Source organism: Sediminibacterium sp. (assembly GCF_030695065.1).
Classification (GTDB): domain Bacteria; phylum Bacteroidota; class Bacteroidia; order Chitinophagales; family Chitinophagaceae; genus Sediminibacterium.
In genome coordinates, this window is the sequence record NZ_JAUYTR010000016.1 from 389943 (window position 1) to 408084 (window position 18142).

Here is an 18142-nt window from a genome sequence, read left to right on the forward strand (position 1 = left end):
TTAGTGACCTATAGAAGTTAAATATCGTTCGGCATCTAAAGCAGCCATGCAGCCACTGCCTGCTGCTGTAACAGCTTGACGATAGTTTTTATCTTGCACATCACCAGCAGCAAAAACCCCTGCCACATTGGTTTTGGTGGTACCTGGCACTGTTAAGATATAGCCTGTTTCGTCCATATCTACATAATCTTTAAAAATGGCACTATTGGGCTGATGACCAATTGCCACAAAGAATGCACTTACTGGAATTTCTAGTGTATCCCCCGTTTTATTGTTCTTGATTCTAACGGCTTCTACTTTTTTGTCTCCTAAAATTTCATCTGTTTCTGAATTCCAATACACTTTAATATTAGGAGAATTCAACACACGGTCTTGCATCACTTTACTTGCACGCATTTGATCTCTACGAACAATCATATGCACTTGCGTACAAAGCTTGCTTAAGTAAATAGCTTCTTCTGCTGCTGTATCACCTGCACCAATAATTGCAACTTCTTTCCCTTTAAAGAAAAAACCATCACAAACTGCACAGGCACTCACTCCATATCCATTCAATCGCTCTTCACTAGGAATGCCCAACCACTTAGCAGAAGCACCTGTACTAATAATAACAGTATCTGCATGAATCTCTTTTTCTTCATCAATCCAAACCTTATGCGGCGTACTGCTGAAATCTACTTTTGTAGCCAATCCATAACGAATATCGGCACCCATTCTGCTGGCTTGTTTTTCAAAATGTACCATCATTTCAGGTCCTTGAATACCTTCTGGGTAACCAGGATAATTCTCTACTTCTGTGGTAATAGTAAGCTGCCCACCAGGTTGTATCCCTTGGTATAAAACGGGTTTCATATTTGCTCTTGCTGCATAAATTGCTGCAGTATAACCAGCAGGCCCTGACCCTATAATCAAAACCGATACTTTCTCTATTGTTCCTTGTTCCATAATGTTGAATTAATCTTTACAAATGTAAGTTTTGTATTGAGAACCATATCCACAAAAAGCACCCAATGCTCCGTTGCTGATATTGCCTTTAACTACCCCTGGCGAAGAGAATGGGTTCCCAATTGATTGGAAGGCAAATTCCCATGTTCGCCAAAATGTATAGGAAGCTTTATCTATATTGGCTAACTTAACGGTTACCGTATCTCCTATTTTAAAAAAGCCATAGTTCTCTCTTTCAAATGGTTGGTTTTTATCTACGCCCTTATCTATGTCTATATTGTATGTTTTACCATCTATGATGGCATCGTCAAATGCGCTATTAAAGCCCGGGAAAAATGGTTGGTTATTCACTTTGGTAAAGTATCGAATATAATTGCCCAATCCTGGTGGATCAATAATGCGAGCCATCAAAACCCTAAAGCTATCGGTATTGGGCCTGTTGGCCACTCGCTTAGACCAAAGGCTGTCAATGGTTTTAGTAATTAATGGTATAGTAGTAGTTGATTGATATTGTTGTCCTTGGTGTTCAATGCTTAGCTGGTAAGTTTTACCTGTTTCACCCAACATGGGATCATTTAGCGGTGTTGTATAGAAAACATAGCGACCACCCTGTGGAAATCGCAATTCGTTTACTTGTAGCGTAACCGTTTTAGTTCCATTGTTAATTTGCACTTTTGCATCCTTAATAAAAGAGGCAAAAAGCGTTGCAGTATCAATAGTAGAAAAATAGTTGAGAGAGGTAGACAGTACTACAATGGGCGCTTGTCCATTTTCAATTTCAGCATCCACCACCATTTTGGCTTGGTTTTGTGCGGGCTCAATTTGAATATCTTTTTCACAAGCCATCAAAAATAATATCCCTAATATAATAGTTACTCTGCGCATTTTATTATAACAACGTTTCGGAAAAAAAGATTAAAAAAAACGCCCCGATTTTTTCGGAGCGCTTTCAATAAAATGGCCTCTCGAATATCCCTATTCGGAGGCTGAAATATTAACCCAAATATGCTTTAAGTGCATTGCTATAACGTGCTTTCTGTAAACGCTTTATAGCTCGCTCTTTAATTTGTCTAATTCTTTCTTTGGTAAGGTCGTACTTCATCCCTATTTGTTCAATAGTAACTCCGTTCTCGCCATCTAGTCCAAAATAAGCATTCACAATTTCGGCTTCTCTTGGGCTTAGCGATTTTAATACGCGACGAATTTCTTCTCTTAATGAATCTTTCATTACATCTTCATCGGTGTCGTCAGAGCCTTCCAATAAGTCACCCATTGCCACATCTTCTGCTTCATGTACAGGAGCGTCCAATGAAGTATGTCTGGTATTACTTTGGAAAATATTGTTGATTTCTGTTTCGCTCATTTCTAAAATCTCTGCCAACTCTTCAGTAGAAGGTTCGCGTTCATGCTCTTGCTCAAATGCCATGTACGCTTTATTGGCCTTATTGTAAGTACCAATTTTATTTTGTGGCAAACGCACCAAACGACCTTGTTCTGCTAATGCTTGTAAAATAGATTGACGAATCCACCATACTGCATATGAAATGAATTTGAAACCCTTGGTTTCATCAAAACGTTGAGCAGCTTTAATTAAACCTAAATTTCCTTCGTTAATAAGGTCACTCAATGATAAACCTTGGTGTTGGTATTGTTTTGCTACAGAGACTACGAAACGTAAGTTGGCTTGCACCAATTTATCCAACGCTCTTTGATCACCCATTTTAATCTTCTGCGCCAAAGTAGTTTCCTCTTCGGGGTTGATCATTGGAATTTTGGAAATCTCTTGTAAATACTTCTCTACTGCTTGCGAATCTCTGTTGGTAATCTGGGTTGCGATCTTGAGTTGCCTCATGTTGTACTGTTGCTTTTTTAGATAACGAGTAGAATACCCAATTTGTTATAAAACCACATAAAAAGGTATAATTCTCCAAAACTTACGGAAACTACAAAGATACGATTTTACAATGAAATTCAGTCTTTTAAGTGTAAAAAACTTGGTAATTCAATGAAAATCAAGCTTATTTGTGCAAATTGCTGATTATGATAGATTTTAGATCGGATACAGTTACTAAACCAACAGCCCCAATGCTGGCAGCCATGCATGCTGCGCCAGTGGGTGATGATGTTTTTGGAGAAGACCCTAGTATAAATGAGTTAGAGCAATACAGTGCAGAGTTATTTGGGATGGAATCTGCCCTTTTCTGTCCAAGCGGAACCATGACCAATCAAATTGCCATACGCTGTCATACCCAACCTGGTGACGAAGTAATTTGCGATGCCCTCTCCCATGTATACTTATACGAAGGGGGTGGAATTGCCTCTAATTCAGGGGCGTCTGTTCAATTATTACAAGGCAATTTTGGCCGTTTAACTGCCAACCAAGTAGCTGCGGCTATTAACAATAAAGACGATGTGCACAGGCCTTTAAGCCGGTTGGTGAGTTTAGAAAACACTGCCAATAGAGGAGGCGGAACTTGCTATGATTTCAATGATATTCAATTAATTAAGGCAGTTTGTTTAAATAATAATTTAAGTTTACATTTAGACGGTGCACGCTTATTTAATGCAATAGTAGCCAAGAAAGAAAGTCCAGAACAATATGGAAAAGTATTTGATTCCATTTCGGTTTGTTTAAGCAAAGGTTTGGGCGCACCTGTAGGGAGTGTGCTATTGGGAACCAACAATTTTATTAGAAAAGCTAGAAGAACCAGAAAGGTTTTTGGGGGTGGAATGAGGCAGGCTGGTTATTTAGCAGCTGGCGCATTGTACGCACTCAAACACCAAGTAACCAGACTAGAACAAGACCATACACATGCGGCACTGATTGTAGAGGCTTTAAAGAAAAAAGACTTTGTAGGTATGATTCCACCAGTGGAGACCAATATTATCCTATTTGAAGTGAAAGGACGATTCACTGCAAAAGAATTGGTTGGAATATTAGCAAGCAAAGGCATATTAACCATAGCAATGAGCCCTACACAGGTTAGAATTGTTACGCATTTAGACATTACCGAAGAAATGGTGAAGCAAACCATTAGGGAGATTGAATCCCTTTAGGTAACTTTGTGCCCCAAAAATTGAACTGCTGATATACCAATATATGCTACCGAGAATTAATCCTACAACAACACAAGCCTGGTTTTTATTAAAGAAACATTACGAAGACGAAATGAGCAGAAGGCATATGAGAGACCTTTTTGCAGCAGATCCAGAAAGATTTCAAAAATTTTCGCTTTGTTTAGACAATTTGGTTTTTGATTACTCTAAAAATATTATCAACCCAAGAACCATGCAACTCTTGTTGCAACTGGCAGAAGAATGCAAATTAACAGATGCTATTCACGATCAATTTGCAGGTATCAAAATTAATGAAACCGAGAACCGTTCTGTGTTGCATACTGCGCTTAGGAATTTTTCGGACACCCCTATTTTGGTAGATGGAAAAGACATTATGCCCAAAATAAAAAAAGTGCAGGCTCAAATGGCTGCATTTTGCAAAACCATTCATAGTGGAGATTGGAAAGGCTATACAGGAAAACCAATCAAGTATATTGTCAATATAGGCATTGGAGGCAGTGATTTGGGGCCAGTTATGGTTACGGAAGCGCTAAAACCGTATTGGGTAGAAGGTATTCAAACTTATTTTGTTAGTAATGTAGATGGCACACATATAGCAGAAACCTTAAAAAAAGTAAATGCAGAAGAAACCTTGTTTTTAGTTGCATCTAAAACTTTCACAACACAGGAAACCATGACCAATGCATATAGTGCAAGAAACTGGTTTCTAGAATTTGCCAAAGACGAAGCACATATTGCTAAACATTTTGCCGCATTAAGTACCAATGAAAAAGCAGTTACCGCATTTGGTATAGACAAAGCCAATATGTTTGAATTTTGGGATTGGGTTGGTGGCAGGTATTCTTTATGGAGTGCTATTGGTTTGTCTATTGCACTTACCATTGGATACGACCATTTCGACAATTTACTCAAAGGGGCATACAAAGCAGATGAGCATTTTAGAACAGAAAAACACAATAATAATATTCCAGTAATTATGGCTTTATTGGGCATTTGGTACACCAATTTCTTTGGAGCACAAAGTGAAGCCATTTTGCCTTATGATCAATACATGCATCGATTTGCAGCCTATTTTCAACAAGGAAATATGGAAAGCAATGGTAAGAGTATCGATAGAAATGGGAACCCTGTTAACTATGCTACTGGACCAGTTATTTGGGGAGAACCAGGCACCAATGGACAACATGCATTTTATCAATTGATTCACCAAGGCACTCCATTGATTCCTTGTGATTTTATTGCCCCTGCCCTTTCACAAAATCCAATTGGCGACCACCATGTAAAATTGATGTCTAACTTTTTTGCACAAACAGAAGCATTAATGAATGGCAAGAGTGAGAATGAAGTGAAAGTGGAATTAATGAAAGCCAATAAAAAAGAAGACGAGATAAAAAAGCTGAGTCCTTTTAAAGTATTTGCAGGCAATAAACCAACCAATTCCATTTTAGTTAAGCAAATTGATCCAACTACGCTTGGGTTATTGATTGCATTATACGAGCATAAAATATTTGTACAGGGCGTACTTTGGAATATTTTTAGTTACGACCAATGGGGAGTAGAATTGGGCAAAGAATTAGCCAATAAAATTTTACCAGAATTAACCAGTGAAACCCCTGTAAATGAACATGATGCTTCTACAAATGGGTTAATCAATAGCTTTAAAGAATTTAGAAAAGCAGCGCAAGCATAATATGGAGAATATTATTATTAGGCCTATTGAACCAGCTGACAATAAAGCCATTGCTACTATTATCAGAACAGCATTAACTGAATTTGGAGCAAATAAGCCAGGTACGGTATTTTACGACGACACCACCGATCATTTATATGAACTCTTTAAAGCAGAACCCCAAAGTGGTTATTTCATTGCATTACAAGAAGGCGTAATTGTAGGTGGCGCAGGCTACTTTCCTACTGAAGGATTGCCGACAGGTACTTGTGAATTGGTAAAAATGTATTTAAATGCAGCAGCTCGTGGCATGGGTTTAGGTAGAAAAATGATTGACTTTGTATTAGCTGCTGCAAAGCAAAAAGGCTATACTCAAGTATATTTAGAAACCATGCCAGAATTAAAGAAAGCAGTAAAAGTGTACGAACAGTTTGGCTTTACCTATCTAAATGGACCAATGGGAAATTCAGGACACAATGGTTGTGATATCTGGATGATTCGGCCGCTTTAAATTACCACAATTTGGTGGGGCACCAGTCTCCATATCTATTACCCAATAAAAACCCAATCAAGATTTCATGGGTTCCTCTGCTGATGGTATTAATGCGAGAAGTTTGAATATCGTAGGAATAGCCAATGTTCAGCGTATTACTTAAATTCAATCCAACCATTGCTGCAAAACCATCTTGGTAACGGTATGAAGTTCCAGCCCATAAAAAATCTTGGTATTGTAATTTGGCATTAATATCAAAACCCAAGGGTAAAGGACTAATGTATCGAATAAGCATTGAGGGAAGTAAATTAAAATCGTCCGATAAACTCAATCGGTATCCAGCGCTTAAGAATAAATGAGGAACTAATTTCCCTTTGGTTAAGGTTACCGTATTGTCTGAAAAAGCCACATTCTGCGGAATAATTTGCTGTGCAGCCAACCCAATAAAATAATTTTTTGAGTACAACCAAAGACCTGCACTAATATCTGGTTTTAATCGATTAATGACTCCACTAGAAGCCACTGCAGGATCTACCGTAGTATTGCCAAAATTGAGTTTAGAAGCATCTAAACTAAGATTGGTAAAGCCTGCAGAAATACCGGCCGATAAGTTAGTTGTGGGTGATAATCCCAAATGATAAGAATAGGTACCATATGCAGCAAATCTATTTAAAGGACCTGTTTTATCATTCAGCATGGTAAAGCCCACACCATGATGAGGTTCGGCGGCGGTATAATCTCTCCAGTAAGCTTCTCCCCTTGGATTCAGCCCCTTTGCCCTAAACCCTGTTGCGGTGGAACTTTGATAGGGGTCTTTTTTTAGCCGACCATGTGCAGTAATATAAGTAGTTACAGGAGCATCTTGCAATCCCACCCATTGAACCCGATGACTGGCTTTTACATCCCAATAATTCTCAATACCTGCAACGGCAGGATTGATGATATAATTGTTCATGATGTACTGCGTATAATAAGGCCGTTGTTGTGCCTGGGCCACTACAACCATACCAATCAACATCAATAAAAAGTATCCCTTGCTCCTCATCTTATTTAATTATTGTAACAGAACCAGTAATGATTTTTCTGCCGTTCTTTGGATTAATAATGTAATAATACGTACCAATGGGCAATGATTTCCCATTTCTTGTACCGTCCCAATCAACTGCATACTCAATACTGCTAAACACCAACATGCCATATCGATCGTATACATCAACAGTTGCACCTGGATAACTTTCTAAATACTGAATTCTCCAACGATCATGAATTCCATCTCCATTTGGTGAAAAAGCATTGGGAATAATTGGTGCCAACAATAGTTTTACAAAAATGGTATCAGTAACCATGCAACCCCCAATTCCAGTAAGGTTGAGCCTATAAGTAATATCTCCTAATGGAGTTGTTTTAGGAATGGAATCAATATCGCTATTTAAATACAATGGAGGAGTCCATTGATAATTTAAATTGGTACCATACACAAATTCAGGCTTCAATGCTTTGGTGCCACCTTCTAATACCACAACATTAGGACCCAATTCTAAAACAGGATAAGGATGTACAACAATGGTTTGGCTAACGGTATCACTAACACAACCCTGTGAATTATAGAAATAATAACTAATGGTATAATTACCTGAATCGGTAAATACTTTACTAGGGTTTTGCAAAGTGGAAGTATTACCACCACCCAGGTTCCACTCCCATCTTACAGGAGCGCTGGTAATGCCATTTCCTAAATCGGTAAATTGAATTGGATCACCTTGACATACTTCAGTTGGGGTTGCTGAAAAAGAAGCTCTTGGCCAAGGGTAAATGGTATTCAATACTTGGGTTAAAGAATCTATACAACCATCCTTAGTCGTAATTTTTAATTTAATATTGTTAGGACCAACAGCAGTAAACTTATGTGTTGGTTGTTTTAATGTAGAAGAACTAGGATCATTGGGGTCTCCAAAATTCCATACATAACTAAATAAAGCTTCAGACCCATCGGCAATAGTACTCTGATTAATAAATGTACCCCTTCCGTCAGGCAAACAAATTTCAGGCAAACTGAATGCGGGTTTAGGCAAATGATTGATGCGAATAATTTGTTGATTGCTGGTACTAACACAACCACTATCAGTTACTACTTGCAATGCGGTTGAATAATTTTGCGCAGTATCAAATACATGGGTAAATGCTGTTGCATTGGTTCTGGTTTCTGTTTTACCATCCCCAAAATTCCAATTCCATTGAGCAATATTGCTGAAGTTAGCAACAGAACTATCAGTAAATACAATATTATTTTTTTCGCAAGCGGGATCGGCAATGCCCCATTTTGCTACTGGCGAAGGCCAAACGGTAATGGGCTGAAAGGCAGAGTCTTTGCATCCTGCACTGTTTTGAACAAAATATTTAAGGGTATCATTTCCAACTCCAGTGGTGATTGGATTTAATAAACCTGCAGCACTAATCCCCTTACCTGAGTAAGTAGGTGATGCAGTTAATGCAGAAATAAAACTTCCTTGCGTAATTAAACGAGGCGCTGCATCGTAACAAATATCTCTAATATCACTAAAGCTTACTGCAGGCGAGTAAGTGACTGTAACAATTTTGGTAAGTGTTCTTGAACAAGATTCAGCTTGCCCAGAATAGGCTTTAATTCTTACTGAATAATCTTTGGTTGCTGGGGTTAATGCAGTGGTTGGGATACCATAACGAATGCTGTATTCTTTATTAACCAAGGGGGCTTGATCGGTGACTGTTGTGGTAGGTGCTCCTAATAAATCCCATACTACTTCTAACTTAGTTACATCTCCAAAATCAACCGTAGATTGATTTATGATTTTTAGAGAGTCATTGGTACAAATAGGTATACCATTCAATAAATTGGCCACTTCAAATTTTGGAACTGGCGTACTTCCATTTACCGTAAATGATTTATTATCAGCGGTAATACAGCCATTATTTGAAGTAACTTGTAAAGAGACCGTATAGTTGCCAAAAGTTTTATAACTCGCAGCCGTTGATTTTGAATTGGTATTTGCAGTTAAAGGCACAGGACGTTTAGTAGGATCTACTGTTGATACGCCATCATCAAATTTCCACAAATAACTAAAGCCCGCTTCCGTACCATCTGCAATACTAGAAGTGTCTGTAAATGTTGCAGTGGCATCATTCAAACAAACTTCGGGTAATATAAATCCAACCACAGGTAATGGATTTGCTTTGAATCCACCAGCAATTCTAAATGTGTCACTGGTACAACCTGTATTTGAAACCGTATTTAAATACACATCTTTGGTTCCCCAAGTAGTATAAGTATTGGTTTGAGCCGTATTGGTATTAATTGTTACAACACCTGCGCCATTATCTAAGTTCCATTTCCATTGAGCAATAGTATTATTAGCAGTACCAGGTACTATGGTAGATGCATCTGTAAAATTAATAGCACTGTTTATACAAGTAATAGCAGGAACCGTAAAGGAAGCAACCGGCTTATTAGATAAATTAATGGGAACGGTTTTAGAAGCAACACAGCCAAAATCTGTAATGGCAGTGAGTTTGGCGTTATAGTCCCCAGCGGCTGCAAAGGTTTTAGCAGGATTTTGAGTAGTGGAAACGGATCCGTCTCCAAATTCCCAATTCCAGGCAACAATGGCCCTACCCGACCCCGTAGATAAATCGGCAAATTGAATTGGTGCGGTAACACAACCTGAATCAATGGTACTTACCGAAAAATTGGCAATAGGAGCATTATTCACTACAATATTATCGGTTATCTCTTGTTCATTGGTATTGCTACAACCATCAGACTGAGGCAATAATGAAGTAGTAGTGAACTTGATGGGATATGTGCCAGCTGCAGTGAAAGTATAGGTTTGAGGAATCTTATAAACGTAATAGGTTTTACCGTTTGAATTGTAAGTTGAATCAAAACTAGTTGGATTGAATGTACTGATTGGTGGGCCAGTTAAATTAGAAGCCCCTAAAAAGTCAAGCACAATTTTGGTAGGTTGATAACTCAATGCCAACTTCAAACTAAATGAAGTATTAGAGCAAGTAGCCGAATAATTAACGGTGGCTAAATTGGGAAATTGATTTTGAATAGTAACTGGAGGATTTAGGTCTACAATATTGGTTCCTGCATTGTATCCATAGCTTTCTACATTCCCCATACCGTAGGCTATTGCAATAAAACCACTATCCGCTTGAATATTATGGCTGGGATTGGTTTGGGTGCTAACGGTAACATCTTCTCTTAAATAGGAATAAGCTGAATTGAGTATGGGGACCCAAGGAGAAGTAGGCGTTGCCCCATCTATTTTTAAACTTCCAGTATTAGCAGTTTTCATTAACACATTCAAATAATGGCTAGTAATATTCGTATTGGGTGGAGTTAAATCTCTACGAGCTGAAACCACAGATACATTATTAATGGTTTGTTCTAGCGGGTTGATGGTAACCATTTCTGGATCTCCAATATTACTTCCGTCACAACTTTGCGATGTCATATATTGAACTACCAATATTGGTTTATCTGCTGTTATAATATTGGGTTGAGAACTTACAAAATCATAATAGCTGTTTTGCTTTAAAGTTGCAGCATTAATTACAGTACCATTTAAATTAACTACGGTAGTAGGGTCTTTTACAATAATTCTATATACATCTGCCAACTTTCTAGCAAAAGGAGCAGTTATATAATTTCTACCCCATGCATTGGATGGAAATACTTGTTGAAATAAATTATCTCCGCCATTACCACTTGTAATAGTTGGCGAACAAAAACCAGTCCAAGACGAACCAGTAAAAACAGCAATAGGTTTACAAGTAGACCCGGTGGTAGATATGCTTCTAATAGATGATCCTGTTAGGTCCGAAATAGATTGAACCTGATACACATCCCCTTTATTTAATGCTATAGTATAAGCTTGTCCAGCAACTCTTACTGGTGCTCCTGAGCTATTGGCTTTTAAATTAAACTCTACGTTAGTATTATCTTCTGTTGCTACAACAGTTATTTGACTTCGTCCTTGATTTGTAATTTGAGTGAAATTCAAAGAAACATATTCCTTCCCCAAAACATTTGTTGGAAAAACCAAGGTAGATCCAGATCTAGCTGCGTTTAAAATATGAGCATAAACCACCACTGGTTTTAATGAGGTTACATGAATACCTTTTGCTGCATTAATGCCATCTGCTTGTGCATTGTACACTAAATAAAAAGTAGGCGGAATTTGTATAGTTGTGGCCTGATTGGCTGTTACCGTAAATGGAATAGTCTTTCCGTCTAAATCAATTTGCCCACTGGTATTTTCTGTTGAAGAAATATACAGGGCCATTCTAGAATTGGTATTATCAATATGGGCTGGATAGGCTAACCAGAAATCTTTCCCCCTATTAGAAAAATCCTGTGCAATCAATAAGGACATTGGAACAAAAAACAACAATAGCAGCAAACTACATTTCTTCATCAGTTCGGGGGGCTTTCTCAAATCATCAATTGGTTAACAATAATACTTCATAAACCGCAAATTCACACCAAAGACACGTTAAAATCGGCTATTGCTGTCTATTAATAGACCAGCGGAAGCGGGGCCGTTGCAAAATAACAAGTCTAATATGCTCATATTGGGCTGAAATCCTATCCGATCATCAAAGACCTGCCCATAAACTACTTGGTCTTTTTCGGAAATGACTTGATTGGGCAAAAGCTGGTTTCTTCCATCCTTTGTATCGGAAGCTGGCTCTTTTTGGTAACTATTGGTAAAAGAAAGGTCAAAATTGGCTTTCATCATTTTGAGCACCCATTGAATGAGCTTTTTGTCTAACTCCATCAAAAAATCTTCTTGGTTACCTAAAATAGCAAAAAGGGCGTCTCGGTAAAATTCATAAAAAGGAGCACGCATGTAACAGGCGTCCAAAGCCCGGGTATGTTGCAACACCCAATTTTCTTTGTAGGCAATTTTGATGTCCTTAAAAAGGGCTCGTTGGTCTCTGCCATTTTGCAGGGGAACCGATAATGGAATTAATCCATTGGCGCCAGGGATGATGGTACGGTTGCGAAAACTCCCTTTTTGGTAGCGCTCATATTCTTCAAATTCAATATATTTAAAGTTAAACAACATTTTATAGTAATTAACCGTTCCAAAATATTGATAATCAATTAATAATTTCATATTATTTAATCTTGTTGAACCTACTACTCAGAATAAGCAATTGATTCATAATATTGATGATATAGCTTCTATTTTTTAAATCAATAAACGTTTTAAAATGCTTTATTTCAATTATTTATATACTTAATTTGATACTAAATAATTGAGTATATCAAATTTGGTTCTTTTTTGCTCTTAATACTAAATACATTAGCATACAAGATACGAAAAATAATCCCTCCATAGAGCGATTATTTCAACTACTTTTGATAAAACATATCACCGTGAGAACCCTCCTATTCTTGGCCTTTATTTCGCTAATTATCACTTCCTGCCAAGCTCCAAAAGAATTGGAATACAGAGATGTTAGGAAACTAGAATTGAAACAATTGGGCTTTAACCAATCTGCCATCAATTTTGAATTGGTCTATTTTAACCCCAATAAATTTGGACTTGACCTTAAAAAAGTAGAAAGTGATGTTTATTTAGATAATATTTACTTGGGGAAATTCCAACTAGACACACTTATGCGCATTCCCAAAAACAGCGAATTTATTTTGCCATCTTCCATTAATGTAGATATGCAAAACCTGATGAAAAATGCGGTCCAATTAATGTTTAAAAAGGAAATTCTAATAAAGGCAAAGGGGAACGTAAAAATAGGTAAAGGGGGAATTTTTAAAACCCTACCCTTTACCTACGAAGCAAGACAAGAAATTAATTTGTTTAAATAACCCTTATTGAACGGGGGGTATATGGCATGGTTTGGGTGGTTTAGGCCCTCCTCCATCTTCTGCTCTTTTGCAAATTGGAGGAAGTTTAGCATAGGCTTCTGGTTCTGCTTTATCATCGTCTGCATCAAAACCTGCATTGTTCAAAGCCGCTTTTATAGCAGAGGCATCGGCCCTGTCTGGCCAAAATTGAACTTTAATTTCCCCTTGTAACAAATTGATTTTCCATTGAATAAGTCCAGATTCCATGGTAGATTTATTGGCTTGCACCAGGTATTTCTCCAATTTATCTTTGCATTCCCAACACTTTAAATTGGCCGACTTAATGGTTACCCACTGTTGCTTGGGTTGCTGTGCAAAAGCACTAGAAGCAACCGTTAAACTCAATATCAATAATAATTTGCGCATCTTTTATTTGATTTATTTTCCCCAATTAGCCGGGTCCTTGCTCCAATTCAGTAGGGTTTCCTTGGTATCGGCCGTTACCAATCCCTTTTCAATAGCCAATTCTATCATGGTTGGATAGTTGGTTAAACTGCTGGTTTTTACCCCTGCATTGGCACAAGCAGTGGTTGCAGCTTCAAATCCATAGTTGAATATAGAGATCATTCCAACAATTTCAGCACCTGCTGCTTTCAATACATCTACTACTTGTAAACTGCTTTTACCGGTAGAAATAAGATCCTCTATCACCAATACCCGCTGCCCTGGCTCTAATGCTCCTTCAATTTGATTGCCCAATCCATGCTCTTTGGGTTTGGGTCTTACATAAATAAAAGGAAGTTTTAGTTGATCGGCGGCCATAGCTCCCCATGGGATACCTGCGGTTGCTACCCCAGCCAACACGGTTGCTTCAGGGTATTGCTCAAATATTACGCTGCATAATTCACTCTTAATAAAATCTCTTACATAGGGGAATGACAGCACTTTTCTATTGTCACAATAAATAGGACTCTTCCATCCACTTGCCCAAGTAAATGGCTGGTCAGGACTCAATTTGATGGCCTGAACTTGCAATAATTTTTCTGCAACTGCTTTTTCATTTGTCATAACACAAAAGTAAATCCTATTTTCCAATGGATAATTATGGAGATTTGCACATCAATTATTTTATGCAGTTAAAAATTATACAAGCTGGGGGTGGATTAGTGCTGAACGAGCAGAATGAATTGCTCCTTATTTTCAGAAGGGGTTCTTGGGATTTGCCCAAGGGGAAGGTAGACCCCAATGAAACCATTGAAGCGTGTGCTATGCGAGAAGTAGAAGAAGAAACAGGTGTTGGACATTTAACCTTGATTGATTTTTTAGGAATTACCAACCACCAATATTTTGACCCTTATTTAAAAGAAGAGGTAATTAAAGAAAGTCATTGGTATACCATGTCGGTTAAAGGTGTACCCGCATTAATACCACAAACGGAGGAAGATATTACCGATATTAAATGGGTTCCACTATCAGATGTAAATGCATTGATTGCGGATTCTTTTGCAAGTATTAAAGAAATTATCGGTCTTTTCTTTTTAAAACAGCCACAGTAAGCCGGCTAATACAAACCAAGTGGTCTCGCTCATCATGAATCTTAATTTCCCAAACCTGAGAGCTCGATCCAATATGTATGGGCTTTGCAGTTCCAGTTACTATTCCAGAACGAACACTTCTTAAATGATTGGCATTAATTTCTTGACCCACACAAATGTATTCGGTATGGTCTACCACCATGGCGGCACCAACACTACCCAATGTTTCTGCTAGTGCAACAGAAGCACCTCCATGTAATAATCCATAAGGCTGTTTGGTACGATGGTCTACAGGCATAGTAGCTTTAATAAAATCTGGCCCAATCTCGGTAAACTCCATCCCTAAATGTTCCCCCATATTTCCCTTACCCATGCCAGCAAAATGAGCAGCAGTAAGGCTTTTATTGAACCAAATCATAATTTATTTTTAAGGGTATTAATTACCGCTTGAGGAAGAAATGGTGAAGCGTCTCCCCCATTTTTAATGATGTCTCTTACAATGGTAGAAGCCACCGATGTATATTTGGGTTCCCCTGTTAAAAAGATGGTTTCTATTTGATTGTCGAGTGTTCTATTGGCATCTGCAATGGTTTTCTCGTATTCAAAATCACTAACGTATCGGATACCCCTTAAGATAAAATGGGCGCCAATTTTTTTACAAAACTGAACAGTTAATCCATCATATGCAACACTTTCTACCCTTGGCTCGTCTTTATAAATATCCCTGAACCACTCCATGCGCTGTTCTGCACTAAACATGGGATTCTTAGAAGAATTGATACCAACCCCAACCACTATTTTATCAAATAATGGGAGTGCTCTATTAATGATATCAGTGTGTCCTAAAGTAACAGGATCAAATGTTCCTGGGAAAAGACATATTCTTTGCATGATAACTATTTGGTTAATTTTCGTCGGACCTGCCAGCCAGTAAATATAAGGCAGCCATTCTAACTGCTACTCCGTTTTCTACTTGATTTAAGATAATAGAGTGCGGTCCATCAGCCACATCACTGTCTAGTTCAACTCCACGATTAATGGGTCCAGGATGCATAATTACTATTTCCTTATTTAACTTATCTAGCATTTTTTGCTTAATGCCGTATGCTAAATTATATTCTCGTAAAGAAGAAAACAAAGGCTGGTTCTGTCTTTCCAATTGTATGCGCAATACATTGGCTACATCACACCATTGTAATGCTTCTTGAACATTATAAGTAACCCTTACCCCTAAAGCCTCTTCTAGGTATTTAGGTATTAGTGTTGGTGGCCCCACAACAGTTATTTCTGCACCCATTTTTTTCAAGAGATACATATTGCTGAGTGCAACCCTACTGTGCATGATGTCTCCTATAATTGCCACTTTTAATCCCTCAATCCTACCTGTTTTTTCTTGCATTGAAAATGCATCTAACAAAGCCTGAGTAGGATGTTCGTTAATGCCGTCTCCTGCATTCACAATAGCAGCAGGAATATGTTTGGCTAAGAAATGGGGTGCGCCCGAAGCACTATGTCTCATCACCACCAGATCTACTTTCATGCTCAAAATATTGTTGACGGTATCCAACAAAGTTTCGCCTTTGGCCGCAGAAGAACTGCTTGCAGTAAAATTGAGTACATCGGCCGAAAGCCTTCTTTCAGCTAATTCAAAAGACATTCGGGTACGGGTAGAATTTTCATAAAACAAATTCACAATCGTAATGTCTCTTAAGGAAGGAACTTTCTTAACTGGTCTTTGTAGAACTTCTTTAAACTGCCCTGCAGTAGATAGAATTAATTGAATATCCTCTTTATTGAGGTCCTTGATACCAAGTAAGTGTTTGGTAGATAGTTTCATTAAAAAGCAAAATTAATCATTTAGACTAAAACAACTTCGTCTTTTTCATCCTTTTCTTTCCAGTTCACTTTTACCTTGTCGGTAAATATGGTATCAATGGCCTTACCTGCATAATCTGGTTGAATGGGAAGCTCTCTGCTGAACCTTCGATCTATTAAAACGCACAAAGAAACTTTAGCGGGTCTTCCAAAATCTAATAATGCATCTAATGCCGCCCGAATGGTTCTACCAGTATACAATACGTCATCCACCAATATGACCGATTTGCCTTCAATGCTAAAGGGAATATCCGTTTCATTGGCTATATGCAAGGTTTTTCTAACATCATCCCTATAAAAAGTGATATCTAACTTTCCATAATGAAAAGGATGAATGGGAATGATCTCTTTTAAAGCAGCAACAATACGGTCGCTCATATAAATACCTCTTGGCTGTAAACCAATAATTACCGTATTGGCCATGTCTTTATTGTTCTCCAACATTTGGTGTGCGAGTCTTTGAATACTCAACGCCATCTGTTCTTCTGATAAGATTGTTTTCAAATGCCCAATTTTTATTAAAATTAAATGCTTTCTTCCATACCAAAAGGGAATAATTCAAGTGGTTCTTCTTTACTTTGTAATACATGCTTCAGCTTAAGGAAATAAACCTTGTACAGTTTAGGAATTACGCCAATCACCACCAAGTTTTTAATCAACAAATTGTGGCAATATGTGGGTTAAATGGCACGGGCAAAACCAATTTGTTGGACGCCATTTATTATTTAGGGTTTTCTAGAAGTTATTTTGCTAGAACCGATGCCCAAAATGTACAACATGGCAAACAAGGCATGCGCCTTTCAGGAAATTTTATTAAAGAAGGGAAAGATGCCGAAGTCACTTTTATTTTAAGAGAAAATAATAAGAAGGAATTATTGGTAAATGCCGAATCGTATAAAAAGATTTCAGATCATATTGGCAAGTTCCCCTGTGTAATGATTGCCCCCGATGATGTTGAACTGATTGCGGGTCCAAGTGAAGAAAGAAGAAAACTGATAGATAGCATTCTATCTCAAACCAACAGAGACTACCTTATTCATTTAATTGCCTACAATAAAATTATACAACAACGCAATAGTTTATTAAAGCAAATGGCTGAACAGCCACAAATGAGCAACGACCTATTAGAAGTATACAATGAGCAATTGATTCTTAAAGGAACCTTTTTACACCATCAACGAAAACAATTTTTAAGCATTTTTTTACCAATGGTAGGTGAAAATTATACAAGTATTGCAGGCAAAAACGAAGACTTGCAATTGTCATATGAGAGTCAACTACTAAGTACTTCATTTAAAGAAATACTAGCAGAAAACTTAGCCAAGGATAAAGTTTTACAAAGAACATCACGAGGTGTTCATAGAGACGATATGGGCATTTACTTAAACAATTGCCCATTTAAATCAGAAGCATCACAAGGTCAAAGAAAGAGTTTATTGTTTGCAATTAAATTAGCCGAATGGGAATACTTGAAAATGACCATTGGCGTTCCTCCCATTTTATTATTAGATGATGTATTTGAAAAGTTGGATGAAAATAGAATGGCGCATTTATTAGATCAAGTATGCAGTAATCATTTTGGGCAAGTATTTATTACTGATACACATGCAGATAGAATCAAAGAAAAATTAGAGCAAACTGGCAGCCCATATCAATTAATTCTTTTATAAAATTACGCTTAACTTTAGTTT

General features: G+C 37.7%; 18 protein-coding genes. 6 read left to right on the plus strand and 12 right to left on the minus strand.

Annotated features, from left to right (window positions below):
- The 3 genes from trxB to Q8S25_RS08615 form a co-directional block, all read right to left on the minus strand.
- Positions 1-945: a thioredoxin-disulfide reductase gene (trxB, locus tag Q8S25_RS08605; protein ID WP_305536783.1), complete on the minus strand. Its 945-nt coding sequence runs from the start codon at positions 943-945 to the stop codon at positions 1-3.
- A gap of 9 nt (positions 946-954) precedes the next feature.
- On the minus strand, positions 955-1830 hold the full coding sequence (locus Q8S25_RS08610; protein ID WP_305536785.1) for a DUF4249 domain-containing protein: 876 nt from the start codon (positions 1828-1830) through the stop codon (positions 955-957).
- A 109-nt stretch (positions 1831-1939) separates the two neighbouring features.
- On the minus strand, positions 1940-2797 hold the full coding sequence (locus tag Q8S25_RS08615) for an RNA polymerase sigma factor RpoD/SigA (protein WP_026751778.1): 858 nt from the start codon (positions 2795-2797) through the stop codon (positions 1940-1942).
- 188 nt (positions 2798-2985) lie between these two features.
- Here Q8S25_RS08615 and Q8S25_RS08620 point away from each other — a divergent pair, with 188 nt between their 5' ends.
- Genes Q8S25_RS08620 through Q8S25_RS08630 form a run of 3 tightly spaced genes read left to right on the plus strand, consistent with a single transcriptional unit; the run spans position 2986 to position 6203 of the window.
- Positions 2986-4002 carry a low specificity L-threonine aldolase gene (locus Q8S25_RS08620; protein WP_305536788.1) on the plus strand — a complete coding sequence of 339 codons (1017 nt, stop codon included), beginning with the start codon at positions 2986-2988 and terminating at the stop codon, positions 4000-4002.
- Positions 4003-4045: 43 nt separating this feature from the next.
- Positions 4046-5713 carry a glucose-6-phosphate isomerase gene (gene pgi / locus Q8S25_RS08625; RefSeq protein WP_305536790.1) on the plus strand — a complete coding sequence of 556 codons (1668 nt, stop codon included), beginning with the start codon at positions 4046-4048 and terminating at the stop codon, positions 5711-5713.
- A 1-nt stretch (position 5714) separates the two neighbouring features.
- On the plus strand, positions 5715-6203 hold the full coding sequence (locus tag Q8S25_RS08630; protein ID WP_305536792.1) for a GNAT family N-acetyltransferase: 489 nt from the start codon (positions 5715-5717) through the stop codon (positions 6201-6203).
- Between the two features lies 1 nt (position 6204).
- Here the strand turns inward: Q8S25_RS08630 and Q8S25_RS08635 are convergent, their stop codons facing one another.
- The 3 genes from Q8S25_RS08635 to Q8S25_RS08645 form a co-directional block, all read right to left on the minus strand.
- Positions 6205-7230 carry a type IX secretion system membrane protein PorP/SprF gene (locus tag Q8S25_RS08635; RefSeq protein ID WP_305536794.1) on the minus strand — a complete coding sequence of 342 codons (1026 nt, stop codon included), beginning with the start codon at positions 7228-7230 and terminating at the stop codon, positions 6205-6207.
- Between the two features lies 1 nt (position 7231).
- Entirely contained in the window at positions 7232-11644 is a 4413-nt protein-coding gene (locus Q8S25_RS08640; RefSeq protein WP_305536796.1) for a PKD domain-containing protein, read from the minus strand.
- A 78-nt stretch (positions 11645-11722) separates the two neighbouring features.
- The gene (locus Q8S25_RS08645; RefSeq protein ID WP_305536798.1) at positions 11723-12349 is read right to left on the minus strand and encodes a WbqC family protein; all 627 of its coding nucleotides are present in this window, start codon (positions 12347-12349) and stop codon (positions 11723-11725) included.
- Positions 12350-12612: 263 nt separating this feature from the next.
- Here Q8S25_RS08645 and Q8S25_RS08650 point away from each other — a divergent pair, with 263 nt between their 5' ends.
- On the plus strand, positions 12613-13062 hold the full coding sequence (locus Q8S25_RS08650; protein ID WP_305536800.1) for an LEA type 2 family protein: 450 nt from the start codon (positions 12613-12615) through the stop codon (positions 13060-13062).
- Between the two features lie 3 nt (positions 13063-13065).
- Here the strand turns inward: Q8S25_RS08650 and Q8S25_RS08655 are convergent, their stop codons facing one another.
- Both Q8S25_RS08655 and pyrE read right to left on the minus strand, forming a co-directional pair.
- A complete protein-coding gene (locus tag Q8S25_RS08655) occupies positions 13066-13467 on the minus strand; it encodes a copper chaperone (protein WP_305536802.1) in 402 nt (133 codons plus the stop codon).
- Between the two features lie 12 nt (positions 13468-13479).
- Positions 13480-14109, minus strand: a complete 630-nt coding sequence (gene pyrE / locus Q8S25_RS08660) for an orotate phosphoribosyltransferase (protein ID WP_305536804.1) — start codon at positions 14107-14109, stop codon at positions 13480-13482.
- A 26-nt stretch (positions 14110-14135) separates the two neighbouring features.
- Between pyrE and Q8S25_RS08665 the strand changes: the two genes are divergently transcribed.
- Positions 14136-14597 carry an NUDIX hydrolase gene (locus tag Q8S25_RS08665; RefSeq protein WP_305536806.1) on the plus strand — a complete coding sequence of 154 codons (462 nt, stop codon included), beginning with the start codon at positions 14136-14138 and terminating at the stop codon, positions 14595-14597.
- On the opposite strand, the gene Q8S25_RS08670 is transcribed toward Q8S25_RS08665, so the two are convergent.
- From Q8S25_RS08670 to pyrR, 4 genes are read right to left on the minus strand one after another with little or no spacing between them, the layout of a single operon-like run.
- Positions 14563-14994, minus strand: coding sequence for a hotdog fold thioesterase (locus Q8S25_RS08670; RefSeq protein ID WP_305536808.1), 432 nt, complete (start codon positions 14992-14994; stop codon positions 14563-14565). The genes Q8S25_RS08665 and Q8S25_RS08670 overlap by 35 nt on opposite strands.
- On the minus strand, positions 14991-15467 hold the full coding sequence (gene coaD / locus Q8S25_RS08675; protein ID WP_305536810.1) for a pantetheine-phosphate adenylyltransferase: 477 nt from the start codon (positions 15465-15467) through the stop codon (positions 14991-14993). Before coaD ends, Q8S25_RS08670 begins: the two co-directional genes overlap by 4 nt.
- A 13-nt stretch (positions 15468-15480) precedes the next feature.
- Complete coding sequence (locus Q8S25_RS08680) at positions 15481-16413, minus strand: aspartate carbamoyltransferase catalytic subunit (protein WP_305536812.1); 933 nt, start codon at positions 16411-16413, stop codon at positions 15481-15483.
- A gap of 20 nt (positions 16414-16433) precedes the next feature.
- A complete protein-coding gene (gene pyrR / locus Q8S25_RS08685) occupies positions 16434-16955 on the minus strand; it encodes a bifunctional pyr operon transcriptional regulator/uracil phosphoribosyltransferase PyrR (RefSeq protein WP_305536814.1) in 522 nt (173 codons plus the stop codon).
- Positions 16956-17038: 83 nt separating this feature from the next.
- Between pyrR and Q8S25_RS08690 the strand changes: the two genes are divergently transcribed.
- Positions 17039-18121, plus strand: a complete 1083-nt coding sequence (locus tag Q8S25_RS08690; RefSeq protein ID WP_305536816.1) for a DNA replication/repair protein RecF — start codon at positions 17039-17041, stop codon at positions 18119-18121.
- Positions 18122-18142 lie beyond the last annotated feature (21 nt).

What these genes read in the sequence shown, in the direction of transcription:
- trxB (WP_305536783.1), bottom strand. Translation starts at nt 945, where the DNA reads ATGGAACAAGGAACAATAGAGAAAGTATCGGTTTTGATTATAGGGTCA.
- Q8S25_RS08610 (WP_305536785.1), bottom strand. Translation starts at nt 1,830, where the DNA reads ATGCGCAGAGTAACTATTATATTAGGGATATTATTTTTGATGGCTTGT.
- Q8S25_RS08615 (WP_026751778.1), bottom strand. Translation starts at nt 2,797, where the DNA reads ATGAGGCAACTCAAGATCGCAACCCAGATTACCAACAGAGATTCGCAA.
- Q8S25_RS08620 (WP_305536788.1), top strand. Translation starts at nt 2,986, where the DNA reads ATGATAGATTTTAGATCGGATACAGTTACTAAACCAACAGCCCCAATG.
- pgi (WP_305536790.1), top strand. Translation starts at nt 4,046, where the DNA reads ATGCTACCGAGAATTAATCCTACAACAACACAAGCCTGGTTTTTATTA.
- Q8S25_RS08630 (WP_305536792.1), top strand. Translation starts at nt 5,715, where the DNA reads ATGGAGAATATTATTATTAGGCCTATTGAACCAGCTGACAATAAAGCC.
- Q8S25_RS08635 (WP_305536794.1), bottom strand. Translation starts at nt 7,230, where the DNA reads ATGAGGAGCAAGGGATACTTTTTATTGATGTTGATTGGTATGGTTGTA.
- Q8S25_RS08640 (WP_305536796.1), bottom strand. Translation starts at nt 11,644, where the DNA reads ATGAAGAAATGTAGTTTGCTGCTATTGTTGTTTTTTGTTCCAATGTCC.
- Q8S25_RS08645 (WP_305536798.1), bottom strand. Translation starts at nt 12,349, where the DNA reads ATGAAATTATTAATTGATTATCAATATTTTGGAACGGTTAATTACTAT.
- Q8S25_RS08655 (WP_305536802.1), bottom strand. Translation starts at nt 13,467, where the DNA reads ATGCGCAAATTATTATTGATATTGAGTTTAACGGTTGCTTCTAGTGCT.
- pyrE (WP_305536804.1), bottom strand. Translation starts at nt 14,109, where the DNA reads ATGACAAATGAAAAAGCAGTTGCAGAAAAATTATTGCAAGTTCAGGCC.
- Q8S25_RS08665 (WP_305536806.1), top strand. Translation starts at nt 14,136, where the DNA reads ATGGATAATTATGGAGATTTGCACATCAATTATTTTATGCAGTTAAAA.
- Q8S25_RS08670 (WP_305536808.1), bottom strand. Translation starts at nt 14,994, where the DNA reads ATGATTTGGTTCAATAAAAGCCTTACTGCTGCTCATTTTGCTGGCATG.
- coaD (WP_305536810.1), bottom strand. Translation starts at nt 15,467, where the DNA reads ATGCAAAGAATATGTCTTTTCCCAGGAACATTTGATCCTGTTACTTTA.
- Q8S25_RS08680 (WP_305536812.1), bottom strand. Translation starts at nt 16,413, where the DNA reads ATGAAACTATCTACCAAACACTTACTTGGTATCAAGGACCTCAATAAA.
- Q8S25_RS08690 (WP_305536816.1), top strand. Translation starts at nt 17,039, where the DNA reads ATGCTTCAGCTTAAGGAAATAAACCTTGTACAGTTTAGGAATTACGCC.